This window comes from Streptomyces albofaciens JCM 4342 (assembly GCF_008634025.1).
Classification (GTDB): Bacteria; Actinomycetota; Actinomycetes; order Streptomycetales; family Streptomycetaceae; genus Streptomyces; species Streptomyces albofaciens.
This window is the reverse complement of the sequence record NZ_PDCM01000001.1, coordinates 314,224-327,321: the sequence shown is the minus strand read 5'-3', so window position 1 is coordinate 327,321 and position 13,098 is coordinate 314,224. Positions and strand designations below refer to the sequence as shown.

The following is a 13,098-nucleotide window of genomic DNA, read 5'->3' as shown; positions in this document are numbered from 1 at the left end:
GAAACGGACGGTGACCGGGACGCTCTCACAGCGTTCTCAGACAAGCGCGCAAGACTGGCGTTGCCCGCCTCCCATCCCCCGGGGAGGCGGGCATCGTCGTGGGGGACGGGGCGTACGGGAGTGGGTTCGTACGGGGTGGGTTCGTACGAGGGCAGCGTCGTGCGGAGCGAGCCGTACGGGGCGGAGCCGTACGGGCTGAGCCGTACAGGGCTGAGCCGTGATCCCGTGCCCGGACCACATTCCGGGGCCCTCCGCCTGCCCCAAAGGGCAGCGAGGTTCCCATACCGTGATGCATGCGGATTCGTATACCAGGGAAGGGCACCCGGCAGTCCTTATGCTGAAACCATGAGCCATTGCCCCCGCTTCGACCGCGGCCACACCGACGACCTGATGTCCTTCCTCGCCGCCTCGCCCTCGCCGTACCACGCGGTGGCCAACGCGGCCGAGCGGCTGGAGAAAGCGGGTTTCCGGCAGGTCGCCGAGACCGACGCCTGGGACGGGGAGAGCGGCGGCAAGTACGTGCTGCGCGGCGGGGCGATCATCGCCTGGTACGTCCCGGAGGGCGCCACCGCCGCCACCCCGTACCGCATCGTCGGCGCCCACACCGACTCGCCCAACCTGCGCGTCAAGCCGATCCCGGACACCGGCCACCGCGGCTGGCGGCAGGTCGCCGTCGAGGTCTACGGCGGCACCCTGCTCAACACCTGGCTCGACCGCGACCTCGGCCTCAGCGGCCGGGTCACGCTGCGCGACGGCAGCACCCGGCTGGTCAACGTGGACCGCGCGCTGATGCGCGTCCCCCAGCTCGCCGTCCACCTGGACCGCTCGGTCAACGCCGACGGCCTCAAGCTCGACAAGCAGCGTCACATGACGCCGATCTGGGGCCTGGGCGAGGTGCGCGAGGGCGACCTGATCGCCTTCGTCGAGGAGGAGATCGGCGCGGCCGCCGGCGGCATACGCGGCTGGGACCTGATGCTGCACAGCATCGAACCGCCCGCCTACCTGGGCCGCGACCGCGAGCTGGTGGCCGGCCCGCGGATGGACAACCTGCTGTCCGTACACGCCGGTACGGTCGCGCTGGCGACGGTCGCCACCGCCGCCGAGGAACCCCCGTACATCCCCGTGCTCGCCGCCTTCGACCACGAGGAGAACGGCAGCCAGTCCGACACCGGCGCCGACGGCCCGCTGCTCGGCACGGTGCTGGAACGTTCGGTCTTCGCACGCGGCGGCACCTACGAGGACCGCGCCCGCGCCTTCGCCGGCACGGTCTGCCTGTCCTCCGACACCGGCCACGCGCTGCACCCCAACTACACCGAACGGCACGACCCGGGCCACCACCCGCTGCCCAACGGCGGCCCGATCCTCAAGGTCAACGTCAACCAGCGCTACGCCACCGACGGCACCGGCCGCGCCGTCTTCGCCGACGCCTGCGAGCGGGCCGGCGTCCCGTGGCAGTCCTTCGTGTCGAACAACGCCATGCCCTGCGGCACCACCATCGGCCCGATCACCGCCGCGCGGCACGGCATCGCCACCGTCGACATCGGTGTGGCCATCCTGTCCATGCACTCGGCCCGCGAGCTGTGCGGCAGCGAAGACCCGCACATGCTGGCCGGCGCCCTGACGGCCTTCCTGGAGAACTGAGTTGGACTTCTCCCTGCTGGGCCCGATATCCGTCGCCACCGGCTCCGGTGAGCTGGCGCTCGGGCCCGCCAAGCGGCGCAGTGTGCTGGCGCTGCTGCTCCTGCAGCCCAACACCACCGTCCCGCTGGAGCAGTTGATCGACTCCCTGTGGGAGGACGAACCGCCCGAGCACGCCCGTACGGTCGTGCAGGGCCACGTCTCGCGGCTGCGCGCGACGCTGGCCGGGGGCGGCGCCGAGGCGTACGGCATCGAACTGGCCACCCACGGCTCGGCGTACCTGCTGCGCCTGCCGGAGGAGCTGATCGACGCCCACCGCTTCGGCGAACTGGTCGCGCTCGCCCGCCCGGAGGCGGCTCCCGGCGACGCGGTGCCGCTGCTCCGCGAGGCCCTCGGCCTGTGGCGCGGCCCGGCACTCACCGGCACCGTCACCAGCCCGCCGTTCGCCGCCGCCGCGCACGCGCTGGAGGAACAGCGGCTCACCGCTACCGAGGCCCTGGCGCGTGCCCACAGCGCGCTGGGCGAACACGAACAGGCCGCGGCGGTCCTCTACACCGCGGCGGTCAACAACCCGCTGCGGGAGGGGATGGTCGCCGACCTGATGCAGGCGCTGTTCCGTACGGGGCGGCAGTCCGACGCGATGGAGTGGTACCACCGGACGCGGCGGCTCCTCGACGAGGAACTGGGCGTCGGGCCGGGGGCGCGGCTCAAGAGGGCGTACGAGGAGATCCTGCGGGCCGAGGGTGCCGAGGGCGGCGGCAAGTCCGGCGGCGGGCGGGCCCAGGCCCGTACGGCCGGCAACGCCGCCCAGGCGGACCCCCGCGTACCCGCGCAGGCTGCCCCTCGGGCACCCGCCCTGGCGGACCCCCGGGCACATGCCCAGGCAGACCCTCGCGTACCCACCCAGTCGGACCCCCGCGTGCCCGCGCAGGCGGCAGGCGGCCCCGCCGCCATGGACACTCCCTCCGCCAGCCCCTCCGCCCCGCGTCTGCTCCCCCGCCCACCCGCCCGCTTCCTCGGGCGGGAGCAGCAGCTCACCGCGCTGAGCGCCGTGGTGCGGTCCGCCGTACCGGGTGAGAGCCCGCTCGCCGTCGTCACCGGCCCGGCCGGTGTCGGCAAGACCGCGTGCGCCGTGCAGTGGGCCCACGGGCACGCCGAGGCCTTCCCCGACGGGCAGCTCTTCGCGGACCTGCGCGGCTTCAACGAAGGCGCGCCCGCCGAACCGGCCGAGATCCTGCGGGACTTCCTGCTGGCGCTCGGCACGCCGCCCGACCGCGTCCCCACCTCCGCCCAGTCCGCGTCCGCGCTCTTCCGGTCGCTGGTGGCCGGGCGGCGGCTGCTGGTCGTCCTCGACAACGCGCAGAGTTCCGCGCAGGTACGCCCGCTGCTGCCCGGCGGCGAACACTGCGCCACGGTCGTGACCAGCCGCAGCCGCCTGGACGGCCTGGTCGCCACCGACGTCGCCCGGCCGGTGCCCCTCCAGGCGCTCGGCGCGGCGGAAGGCACGGCGCTGCTCGGCGCGATGCTCGGCGCGGAACGGGTCGCCGACGACCCGGACGCCGCGCGCGAACTGGTCGAGCTGTGCGACGGGCTGCCGCTGGCCCTGCGCGCCGCAGCCGCCCAGCTGACGGCCCGCCCGCGCTGGCGGCTGGCCCGCCTGGCCGCCGCGCTGCGCGACGAACGGCGTCGGCTGGCCCTGCTGTCCGCCGAGGACACCGGCGTCGCGGCGGCCCTTCGGATGTCCGTGGCCCGCCTCTCGGCGGACGACGCACGGCTGCTCAGGGCCCTCGCGGCCAACGCCGACGGCCACCTGAACGCCTCCGTCGCCGCGTCCCTGGCCGGCTCCGCCCCGGAGGACATCCAGGACGGCCTGGACCGCCTCGCCGAAATGCACCTGGTCGACGAGGAGGCCACCGACGTCTACACCATCAGCACGCTGACGCAGCTGTTCGCCCGGGACGAGGGGCCGGGCGGAGGGAGCGGCGGGAGCGGCGGAAGCTGAAGGCGGGCCGAGCGGCGCACCGGGGTTCGGGTCCCGGACCCCTACGTACGCGGGCATACGCGTGCGCCGCTCGGCCGATGGTCGACGCCCCGGGCACCCCACCGCAGGATGAAAGCCGCCTGAACCCGTGCGGTAGTACGCGACAGGCCGCATTTCGCCGCGAAACCGTCCACCCCGGCCGGTACCGATCCCCCCGGCCGGATACGGGCTGCCGTGGTCGGCGCGGTGGTCCGCACCGCCGCTGCCACTCCGTGCCGGTTCCGTTAGGGAAGCGTTAGTCAAGCGGCAGCCCGGCAGGTCAAGGTGGCATCGCAGCATGCAGCACCAGCAGCGACCCCGGGAGACCCCATGCCGCGCCGCACCGTTACGGAGGCAGCCACCGCACGCCGCGACCGCAGCCGCAACGGCGGCGGGCGCGCCCGTACCCGTACGCTCGCCGGCACCCGTACCCGTACGCTCGCCGACATCCGTACCCGCACCCGTACCCGCACGCTGCGGACCGCTGCCGCCGGGCTCACGGCGGTGGCCGCCCTCGGCCTGCTCACCGCGTGCGGCGGTCAGGAGGCGCTCAAGACGAGCGACGGCAGGCCGTTCCACCCCTTCGGCAAGGATTCCGGCGGCGCGGACGAACCCCTGGGCCCGGACATGACCGGCTCCCACACCAGCCAGGCCGTCACCGGCGGACACGCCTCCTGCGACCCGGCCAAGGTGACGCTCGCCGCCAAGCCGCTCCCCCAACCGCCCGGCCGCATCCTCCTCCAGGTCACCAACACCTCCGGTACCCCCTGTGACCTGCACGGCTTCCCCCACTTGCGGCCCGACGACGCGGACGCGGCCCTCGCCCCGCACGCCAAGCGCGCCCACCGCTCCTCACTCACCCTCACTCCGGGCGGCACCGCGTACGCCACCCTCACCCCGTCCGCCACCGGCCGTGCAACCCGCTCCCTGTCGATCGCCTTCACCGACCGCGACGGCCACACCCTCCCCGGCCCCCAGGCCCGCGTCCGGCTCCCGCAGGGCGTCCACCTGGACGACACCGCACGCGTCTCGCACTGGCAACGCGACCTGAACCCCGCCCTCGCCCCCTGACAACGGGCCCGCCGCGCCGCGCGATTGGTACTCGGGGCGCCGGGTACCCGGGCAACGACCGGCCCGGAACATCCAATCGCGTACGGAGGCGGAAACCATGGGCATCGGATGGTGCATCGGTCTACTCGCGATCGGGGGCATCCTGACCTTCGCGGTGGACTGGCACATGGCCGGGGTCAACGTGCACCTCGTCGGCCTGATCCTGATGGCCGTAGGCATCATCGGCATAGCGGCTTACGTCAGCATCTTCAAACGCCGCCGCATGCAGCCACCGAGCCCGGCGGCCCCGGTGGTGGAGGAGACGCATCGGATGCATTACGAGGACTGACGGGCGCGAGCCCGTACCGGCAAGTGATCACGGCGACCCAGCAGTCGTCCACGCCCACTCGGCAAAACCCGGCGGAGGCTGAAGCACCGCGTAATCCCCGAAATTCCGGCGATAGCGCCGGTGCCCGGTCTCCTGTGTGTGCTTGCGCTGCCACTCCTCGACCGGACCCGGCGCGTGGTACGTACCGGAGACCGCGCCGCATTCGGTTTCGTCCCCCGACACGCACCGGGCCTCGTACTCCGGCTCCGCCGTCCGGTCCTGCGTGATCGTGAAAGGCACGTACCGGAACGTCCGACGAGGCATCAGGAATGCTCCCGCCGCTGGTGCTGGCGCATGAGGACGTTGGCATCGGTCTGTGCGCTGGCGTCGAACCGGGCTCGGGCCTCTGCGCGCTGCGCGGCTAGTGCTGTGCATGTCTCACAGCCGGGCGCGGGTGCAGGCGGGCGGCTCATGTCTTCCTGCGGTACGGTCACGGCTTCCGCTCCTCCTGCTTGCGCCCCGAATCCCTGATGTGCAGGAAACCGCCGGCCTTTTCGACCTCACGCGCGATGGCGTCGTACTCCTGAGGCAATGGCGAGATCATCGAGCGCCATGCGGTGAGCACGGCACCGGCTTCGCCGAGCTGCACGCACTCGACTGCTCGCCGCAGCCCGTCGCGTCCTTCAGGGGGCAGCAACCCCATGTACTCCTCGATCACGTCGGTGATCTCCCACCCGAATCCACCGGCGTACTCGGTGCATTCCTTGCGGGCTGTGCCGAGGTCGGTGTCGGGTGCGCCGCACAGGTAGATCACGCAGCGGAAGCGGGCGATTCTCGCGGGGTCGGTGGGTACGGCGGTCCCGCCCGGTGACATGCCCGCTGCCGCGTCCGCGAGTGCCTGACGGCATCTCAGGGTGTGCCCGCTTCGACGGTGCGCGGTCTGTCCTTGCCTCTGTCCGCTCTCGACGCTGACCATGCACCAAGCGTGCCCACACACTCGCGCACGGTGAAGTGATGAGGCGTAGGACCGACGGCGGCCACCGGTCCCGGCTCGTACGCTCCGTGGGACTCATGCGATCAAGGGCACTCCGATCACCTCACCGATCCGTCGGACACGTGCCGTCGAGACGTTCGCGAGCCGCTTCCCGATGACGGCGGGCAACGCCTGGTGCCTGACCCATTCCGGAGCGTCGAGCCCGACTTCGACCAGCGTGTTGCCTGCCTGGTCGTGGAGGCCGGTCCCGCACTGGGCGAGGGCAACGTCGAGCTTGTAGCGGTTGCGCGCGAGTTTGGGCATGGAAGGTGGCAGTTCCGTGCGGGATGCCAGGCCAAGCGCCTTTCCGTAGTTTCCGAGCGCCACGGCGATTCCCACGGCTTCGGTGTTCGCCGCGGTGGGGCCGAAGTGGGTGCCGTACAGCGCCACGTCCCGACCGAGCCTCGCCGCTGCCGCGTGCGCCTGCGACAGGTAGTCATCCGCGGATACGGAATCGCCGCGTCGCGAGGCGGCGACCGCCGCGGAGATCATCAGCCGTCCGTATGCGAGCAGTTGCGGGCCGGACGCCTTGCTGAACGACGGCTCGATCCGCAGCGCGGCACGCTCGGCGACGGCCACCGCCCGGGAAACCTTCGCGCTACGCAGGTGGATCCATGACAACGTCGACTCCAGGAGCGCGGCCAGCACGACATCACCGGAGTCTTCGGCCAGGCGGCGCGCGGAGGTGAGTGCGCTCAGGGCGAGATCGCGCTGGCCGAGCAGGATCGCGGCCGACGACGCGAACTGGTACGTGCCGGCGAGGACCGACCCCAGTCGTTCGCGCTCGTACCCCGTCGCCTGCCCGTACCGGACGCTTCCTTCGAGCAGCACCTTGGCGATGAGCTCGCTCAACTCACCGTAGTCGCCGCGCCAGTACGTGACCTCCACGCGCTTGTGGGCGGCTGACAGCTCGCCGAGCGTGCTCGGCTCCCCCGCACCGTCCCAGTCCCCGAGGGCACTCTCGTGCACCGCGTCGGAAAGCCTCCGCAGCGCGGCCCTGGTGTCCCGGCTCGCGCCCCGGCGCGGTGCCTGTTGGCCCAAGACCACGGATACGTCCGTGTTCAGCGCACCGGCGATCCTGAGCAGCGAACCCACGGACAGCTCGCCACGGTCCTGCTCGGCCTTCTGCACCAGGGCGAGGGACACGCCCGCGGCCTCGGCGAGCCCCTGCTGCGTCAGGTCGGAACCCCGCAGGTGCTTGATGCGCTTACCAGTCGTGAAATCGGCCCAGTTGCTCACGATCACCTCGGTGGGTTCGATCAGGCTCGGCGGCTTACTCCGATGGTAGGGCCCGCCGCTGACACTCCAACGACGAGCAGAAGCCCCGGAATGCGAAACGCACCGACGCACCGACGCATATCCTGCCCGGAAATGCGACATTCCGCCGTACGTGATCAATGCAATCGGCTCACCCTTCGCGGACCGACCCTCAATACGAAGAAAAGCGACAAGGCCGGTCACTGACGACGAGGCGCCCCCGACGGCTCTGGCGTATCACCGGCCACTCGCTATGGTGTCGTTGCCATGACACCGTCACACGCACCACCGCCGCACTCATACCACTATTCGCAGTGACACCCCTGGGGGACCCATGACCGCACGCCGCTCCCGCCGCCCCGCCGCGTACGCGGCGCTCGCCGTCGCGATGGCCGGGTCGGTCGCTCTGACCGGCTGTTCCGGGAATTCGAAGAGCAGCAAGAGCTCGAAGAAATCGTCGTCGAAGTCGTCGTCGAAGTCGTCGAAGTCCTCGTCCAAGAGCAAGAAGAAAAAGATCATCGGCGGTGGGGCGGCGGCCGGTGCGGGTGCCGGTGCGGCGGCCGGGTCAGGCGGTGCGCGGGCGTGCGGGCCCGGGATGTTCCGGTTCGAGATTTATTCGCACGCGCCCAACGATCATGTGGTGATCAAGGCCGTGAATACCAGCAGCACCCGCTCCTGCCTGGTCTACAACCACCCGCTGGTCCGCTTCAACGGGGCGAAGGACCCGCTGCCGCTGCTCAAGGACAGCAATGTCATGGGCGGGGACGTGGAGACCGTACGGCCCAAGGGGACCATCTGGGCGAGCATTCCGACCGGCACCGCCGCCGAAAAGGGCAGCGGCAAGAAGACGTACGCGACGGTCGAGTTCAGTGGCAGTGATGTGAACGGCAGCCCGAAGGGGCCGCCGCAGCGCGTCGACTTCCGTAACGCGCCGGTGGCGGTGGGCGCCTCCCAGGTCACGTACTGGCAGAGCACGCTGAACCGGGCGGAGAGCTATACGAAGCCGAAGGGGTAGCGGTGGGGCGGACGGCGGGCGGCCCGGGCGAGGGCCGCCCGTCCCTGACCGGCTACTGCTGGGCCGCGCCCTCGTCCATCCCCGCCAGCACCAGCGCCAGCCGCTCCGTCCCGCCCTCGACGACCCGCACCGGGACGCCCCAGTCCTGCTGGTGCACATGGCAGGCCGGGTACTCGATCGCCGGGTCGTCGTCGCAGGACGCCGCCATCGCGGAGACGTGCAGCACGCCCTCCGTCACGCCGTCCGCCAGGACCAGGTCGCGGGCGAGGTCGGTGTCCGCGCCGTCGCCGGAGGCCAGGAGTTCCGGGGGCGTGGAGCTGACCAGGAGGCGGGTGGACGGGCCGTACCGGAGGTCCAGTTTCTGGCCGGCCGGGGCCTGGAAGATGACGTCGAGGCGGAGTTTGCCGGGGCCGACCTCGGTCGCCGCGCGCTGCGTGCGGTGGGCGACGGACTCGACCCGTACGGCCTCCTCGGGCAGCCGCAGGCGGGTCAGCCGGTGCCGCGCCGACTCGACCACGACGATCTCCGGGTCACCGGAGCCCTCGCCGCCCACGAGTACCGCGTCGGACGGTTCGCGCAGGTCCGTCGCGAGCGTGCTGACCTCGCCGGTCGCGGGGTCGTAGCGGCGCAGCGCGTGGTTGTACGTGTCGGAGACGGCCACCGAGCCGTCGGGCAGCGCGGTGACGCCCAGCGGGTGCTGGAGGAGCGCCTGGGATGCCGCGCCGTCGCGGTGGCCGAAGTCGAACAGGCCGGTGCCGACCGCGGTGTGCACGACGAGGTCCGTGTCCAGCCAGCGGACCGCGCTGGTCTCGGAGTCCGCGATCCACAGCCGGTCACCGGCCGCCGCCAGGCCGGACGGCTGCGCGAACCACGCCTCCGCGGCCGGCCCGTCCACCAGGCCCTCGTTGGTCGTACCGGCGGCCGCCCCGACGGTCCCGGTGGCCGGGTCGTACGTCCACAGCTGGTGTACGCCCGCCATCGCGATCCACAGCCGGTCCTGCCACCAGGCCACGTCCCACGGCGAGGACAGATCGACGTCGAGGGCGGGGCCGGAGGTCGCCGAACCCTGCCACCACTGCTTGCCGGTCCCGGCCACCGTCGCGATCTCGCCGGTCTCCGGGTCGAACGTACGGATCGCGTGGTTGACGGTGTCGGCGACAGCCACCTTGCCGTCCGGCAGCAGCGCCAGGCCCTGCGGCTCGCTGAAGGAGTCCGGGCCGAAGCCGCGCTCGCCGCTGCCGATCCGGCGCAGTACGGTCTCGCCGTCCGCGGCCAGCTCCACGAGCTGGTGGCGGGTGGTGTCGGAGACCAGGAAGGTGCCGCCGGGCAGGCGCAGCGCCTTGCCCGGGAAGCGCAGGTCGGTGGCGACCGGCTCCGGCGGTACGTACGGCCCGTCGCCGCGCCGCAGCGTCCCCTTCGCCTCGTGCTCCGCCTCCAGCTCCGCCACCAGCGTCTCGATGGCGTGGGCGTGCCCCTCACCGGCGTGCTGGGCGACGACGTAGCCCTCGGGGTCGATGACGACGAGCGTCGGCCAGGCCCGCACCGCGTACTGCTTCCAGGTGGCCAGCTCGGGGTCGTCCAGCACCGGGTGCTCGACCTCGTACCGCTCGACGGCGTCCACGACGGCCTGATGCTCGGCCTCGTGCACGAACTTCGGCGAGTGCACCCCGATGATCACCACGGTGTCCCGGTGCCGCTCCTCCAGCTCCCGCAGCTCGTCGAGGACGTGGAGGCAGTTCACGCAGCAGAAGGTCCAAAAATCCAAGATCAAAATGCGACCTCGGAAGTCGGCGAGGGTGTATTCCTTACCGCCGGTGTTCAGCCAGCCGCCCTTGCCGATCAGCTCGGGGGCGCGGACACGGGCGCGGCGCGGGGTGTTCGAAGCGGGGGCGGCGTCGTTCATGGTTCAAGGGTGCCACTTGGGCATGAACACGCGGTCACGGGTGTACGACACACGGCCCCGGGCCGCCCTCACGTCCACCCCACCTCCAGTACCGTCCCGTGATCCCTGTGCATGTGCTGTCTGATCAGCACGCGGGCGTCCGTCTCGGCGCTGCGGTCGTGGATGGCCTTCGCGTGGCGGCGGGCCATGTCGAGGGTGGTGCAGCGGGAACAGCCCGCCTCGGGAGTGAACCGACGTGTGGTGACCGCTTCTGCCATGGGGCCATGGTCCGCGCGGGGCGGCGCGGGGTGGTGAAGGACCCGCGAGGGGGGAGCGGAAGGTCACCTGGCTGTACGGGCCGCCGGGTCCTGTGATGGCGGGTCGGGGAGGGGCGGGGAGGGGAGGGGAGGGAGGAGGAGAGCGAGGAGGGGAGGGGTGTGGACCGGTGGGGAGTGGTGCGGTGTGGTGTGGGCCGCTGGCGGGTGGTGGCCGGGAACATGTCCGGCATGAGGTTTCTCATTCATGACCGGATCTTCGGCATCGGTGACGATTACTGGATCGATGATGAACACGGGCGGCACGTTTATCTCGTCGACGGGAAGGCGCTGCGGCTGCGCGAGACCTTCGAGCTGAAGGACGCCCAGCGGCGCGTCCTGGTGACCATCCGCAAGAAGTGGCTCGCCCTGCGCGACACCATGACCATCGAGCGGGACGACCGGCCGCTGGCCACCATCCGGCGCAAGCGGCTGTCGCTGCTGCGCAACCACTACCGCGTGGAACTGGTGGACGGCACCGAGCTGGATGTCAGCGGCAAGATCCTGGACCGCGAGTTCGCCGTCGAGTACGACGGCGAACTGCTGGCCGACATCTCGCGCCGCTGGCTGTCCGTACGGGACGCCTACGCGGTGCAGGTGGTGCGGGAGGACGCCGATCCCCCGCTGCTCATCGCCGTCGCGGTGGGTGTGATCCGGCTGGCGGAGCGGGAGCGGGGGGAGGGCTGAGGCCCGGCGCCGGCATACGGTTAAGGGGGCGCCACGCCCGGACCCGCACGGTCACGGAGTCGCCAGGCCCAGTACCCGGTCGCGCAGCGCCGGGAAGTCGGCGCGGGTCTTGCTCACCTTGGCCGGATCCAGCTCCACGGTCAGCACTTCCTCGTACGGGCCGGCCTCCGCCAGCACCTCGCCCCACGGGTCCACGGCGACGCTGTGGCCGGCCTGCTCGACGCCGCCGTTCGTGCCCGCGGTGCCGCAGGCCAGTACGTAGCTCTGGTTCTCCACCGCGCGGGCGCGGGCCAGCAGCGACCAGTGGGCGCGGCGGCGGGCGGGCCAGCCGGCGGGGATGACGAGGGTCTGTGCGCCGGCGTCCACCAACTGGCGGAAGAGTTCGGGGAAGCGCAGGTCGTAGCAGGTGGCCAGGCCGAGGGTGGTGTCGGGGAGCGGGACGGTGACGGGCTTGTCGCCGGCGCCCATCAGGACCGCTTCGCCCTTGTCGAAGCCGAAGCGGTGGATCTTCCGGTAGGAAGCGGCGAGCCGTCCGTCGGGGGAGAAGACGAGGGAGGTGTTGTAGAGGGTGCCGTCGGGGGAGTGCTCCACGAAGGAGCCGGCGTGCAGCCAGACGGCAGCGTCCCGGGCGGCTTCGGACATCGCCTGGTACGTGGGGCCTTCGAGCGGTTCCGCCTGGTCGGCGAACGTCTCGAACGCGAAGGCGCCGACCGGCCACAGCTCGGGGAGGACAACGAGATCGCTGGTCGCGCGCTCGCGGACCAGCGAACCGGCCCGCTCGCGACGTGCGTTGACCGGTTCCGCCGTGTCCACGTGAAGCTGGATCAGTGAAGCGCGCACAGTACCACCGCCTAAGCATTCGAGCCGGTTCGCCGTCAAAAATCGACCTACGATGGTCACCCGAAAGCACTGCCGGGGTGCCCGTGCGCAGCGTAACTTAACTGCACAGACAGCAGCCCGCGTACGACCGTCCGAGGGGTTCCGTGACCGTCCATCCCAGCCTGCAGCCCTCAATCGACGCCTGGACGCACTCCATCGAAGCGATATCCGAGCTGGTCAAGCCACTGGTCGAAGGCGAGTGGAACCGGGCGACGGACCTTCCGGGGTGGTCCGTGCGCGACATCGTCTCGCACATCATCGGCCTGGAGAGCGAGATGCTCGGGGACCCCCGGCCCATCCACTCCCTGCCGCGCGACCTCTATCACGTACGTACGGATTTCGCCCGCCGGATGGAGCTCCAGGTGGACGTCCGGCGGCACCACACCGGCCCGGAGATGACCGCCGAGCTGGAGTACATGATCATCCGTCGCGCGCGGTCGCTGCGCAACGAGACCCGTGACCCCGAGACGGTGATGCGCACCCCGCTCGGCGAGGACCGCACGCTGGCGTACGCCCTGCGGCAGCGGGCGTTCGACGTATGGGTCCACGAACAGGACCTGCGCCACGCGCTGACCGTGCCCGGCAATCTCGACTCGCCCGGCGCGCAGCTCACCCGCGACCTGCTGCTGCTCGCGCTGCCGAAGGTGGTCGCCAAGCACGCGGGCGCGCCCGCCGGTTCGGCCGTCGTCTTCGATGTGAGCGGCGCGCTGGAGTTCATGCGGACGGTCCGGATCGACGCGCAGGGCAACGGCTCGATCGACGAGAGCGTCCCGCTCGGCCCGGCCGTGACGCTCTCCATGGACTGGGAGACGTTCTTCCGGCTGGCCTGCGGCCGGGTGCGGCCCGCCGCCGTCGCCGACCAGGTCAAGATCGACGGCGAGCGGGCGCTGGCGGAGGCGATCCTGGAGCGCTTCGCGATCACGCCGTAGGGCCGCCGCCGCGCGCTGCCGGCTCCGGCCGCCCCGGCACACCGGTATGTGCGCTGTCCTGTTACG

Annotated in this window: 14 protein-coding genes; 7 read left to right on the top strand and 7 right to left on the bottom strand. The window is 71.6% G+C overall.

All coding sequences use genetic code 11. From position 1 onward, the window contains the following. The first annotated feature begins 345 nt into the window (after positions 1-345). The 4 genes from CP973_RS01615 to CP973_RS01600 all read left to right on the top strand — a co-directional run bounded on the left by CP973_RS01615 (position 346) and on the right by CP973_RS01600 (position 5,057). A complete protein-coding gene (locus tag CP973_RS01615; RefSeq protein ID WP_150236908.1) occupies positions 346-1,641 on the top strand; it encodes a M18 family aminopeptidase in 1,296 nt (431 codons plus the stop codon). Between the two features lies 1 nt (position 1,642). Next, complete coding sequence (locus CP973_RS01610) at positions 1,643-3,640, top strand: AfsR/SARP family transcriptional regulator (RefSeq protein ID WP_150236906.1); 1,998 nt, start codon at positions 1,643-1,645, stop codon at positions 3,638-3,640. A gap of 348 nt (positions 3,641-3,988) precedes the next feature. After that, positions 3,989-4,729, top strand: coding sequence for a DUF4232 domain-containing protein (locus CP973_RS01605; RefSeq protein ID WP_150236905.1), 741 nt, complete (start codon positions 3,989-3,991; stop codon positions 4,727-4,729). 97 nt (positions 4,730-4,826) lie between these two features. Then, positions 4,827-5,057: a DUF6458 family protein gene (locus CP973_RS01600; RefSeq protein ID WP_150236903.1), complete on the top strand. Its 231-nt coding sequence runs from the start codon at positions 4,827-4,829 to the stop codon at positions 5,055-5,057. Positions 5,058-5,084: 27 nt separating this feature from the next. Here CP973_RS01600 and CP973_RS01595 read toward each other — a convergent pair whose 3' ends face one another. The 4 genes from CP973_RS01595 to CP973_RS40645 form a co-directional block, all read right to left on the bottom strand. Then, positions 5,085-5,336, bottom strand: coding sequence for a DUF7848 domain-containing protein (locus CP973_RS01595; RefSeq protein ID WP_244409233.1), 252 nt, complete (start codon positions 5,334-5,336; stop codon positions 5,085-5,087). A gap of 190 nt (positions 5,337-5,526) precedes the next feature. Further along, positions 5,527-6,012, bottom strand: a complete 486-nt coding sequence (locus CP973_RS39815; RefSeq protein WP_208853117.1) for a hypothetical protein — start codon at positions 6,010-6,012, stop codon at positions 5,527-5,529. A 93-nt stretch (positions 6,013-6,105) separates the two neighbouring features. Then, complete coding sequence (locus tag CP973_RS01585) at positions 6,106-7,308, bottom strand: helix-turn-helix domain-containing protein (protein WP_150236899.1); 1,203 nt, start codon at positions 7,306-7,308, stop codon at positions 6,106-6,108. A gap of 315 nt (positions 7,309-7,623) precedes the next feature. Beyond that, a complete protein-coding gene (locus tag CP973_RS40645; RefSeq protein WP_244409232.1) occupies positions 7,624-7,845 on the bottom strand; it encodes a hypothetical protein in 222 nt (73 codons plus the stop codon). Positions 7,846-7,921: 76 nt separating this feature from the next. On the opposite strand from CP973_RS40645, the gene CP973_RS40640 reads away from it, so the two are divergent. Beyond that, positions 7,922-8,341 (top strand): DUF4232 domain-containing protein, encoded by a 420-nt coding sequence (locus tag CP973_RS40640; RefSeq protein WP_280119012.1) that lies wholly within the window; start codon positions 7,922-7,924, stop codon positions 8,339-8,341. A gap of 52 nt (positions 8,342-8,393) precedes the next feature. Here CP973_RS40640 and CP973_RS01575 read toward each other — a convergent pair whose 3' ends face one another. After that, the gene (locus CP973_RS01575; protein ID WP_150236895.1) at positions 8,394-10,244 is read right to left on the bottom strand and encodes an NHL domain-containing thioredoxin family protein; all 1,851 of its coding nucleotides are present in this window, start codon (positions 10,242-10,244) and stop codon (positions 8,394-8,396) included. Positions 10,245-10,312: 68 nt separating this feature from the next. After that, a complete protein-coding gene (locus tag CP973_RS01570; RefSeq protein ID WP_150236893.1) occupies positions 10,313-10,501 on the bottom strand; it encodes a hypothetical protein in 189 nt (62 codons plus the stop codon). Positions 10,502-10,729: 228 nt separating this feature from the next. Between CP973_RS01570 and CP973_RS01565 the strand changes: the two genes are divergently transcribed. Beyond that, positions 10,730-11,224, top strand: a complete 495-nt coding sequence (locus CP973_RS01565) for an LURP-one-related/scramblase family protein (RefSeq protein ID WP_150236891.1) — start codon at positions 10,730-10,732, stop codon at positions 11,222-11,224. 51 nt (positions 11,225-11,275) lie between these two features. Here CP973_RS01565 and CP973_RS01560 read toward each other — a convergent pair whose 3' ends face one another. Continuing rightward, positions 11,276-12,064, bottom strand: a complete 789-nt coding sequence (locus CP973_RS01560; RefSeq protein ID WP_150236889.1) for a carbon-nitrogen family hydrolase — start codon at positions 12,062-12,064, stop codon at positions 11,276-11,278. A 143-nt stretch (positions 12,065-12,207) separates the two neighbouring features. On the opposite strand from CP973_RS01560, the gene CP973_RS01555 reads away from it, so the two are divergent. Continuing rightward, positions 12,208-13,032, top strand: a complete 825-nt coding sequence (locus CP973_RS01555; RefSeq protein WP_150236887.1) for a maleylpyruvate isomerase family mycothiol-dependent enzyme — start codon at positions 12,208-12,210, stop codon at positions 13,030-13,032. The last annotated feature ends 66 nt before the right edge of the window (positions 13,033-13,098 follow it).

Bases quoted from the DNA above. Each gene is read 5' to 3' on its own strand.
- CP973_RS01570 (WP_150236893.1), bottom strand. From the start codon at position 10,501: ATGGCAGAAGCGGTCACCACACGTCGGTTCACTCCCGAGGCGGGCTGT.
- CP973_RS01600 (WP_150236903.1), top strand. From the start codon at position 4,827: ATGGGCATCGGATGGTGCATCGGTCTACTCGCGATCGGGGGCATCCTG.
- CP973_RS01575 (WP_150236895.1), bottom strand. From the start codon at position 10,244: ATGAACGACGCCGCCCCCGCTTCGAACACCCCGCGCCGCGCCCGTGTC.
- CP973_RS01605 (WP_150236905.1), top strand. From the start codon at position 3,989: ATGCCGCGCCGCACCGTTACGGAGGCAGCCACCGCACGCCGCGACCGC.
- CP973_RS39815 (WP_208853117.1), bottom strand. From the start codon at position 6,012: ATGGTCAGCGTCGAGAGCGGACAGAGGCAAGGACAGACCGCGCACCGT.
- CP973_RS40645 (WP_244409232.1), bottom strand. From the start codon at position 7,845: ATGATCTTTTTCTTCTTGCTCTTGGACGAGGACTTCGACGACTTCGAC.
- CP973_RS01565 (WP_150236891.1), top strand. From the start codon at position 10,730: ATGAGGTTTCTCATTCATGACCGGATCTTCGGCATCGGTGACGATTAC.
- CP973_RS40640 (WP_280119012.1), top strand. From the start codon at position 7,922: ATGTTCCGGTTCGAGATTTATTCGCACGCGCCCAACGATCATGTGGTG.
- CP973_RS01615 (WP_150236908.1), top strand. From the start codon at position 346: ATGAGCCATTGCCCCCGCTTCGACCGCGGCCACACCGACGACCTGATG.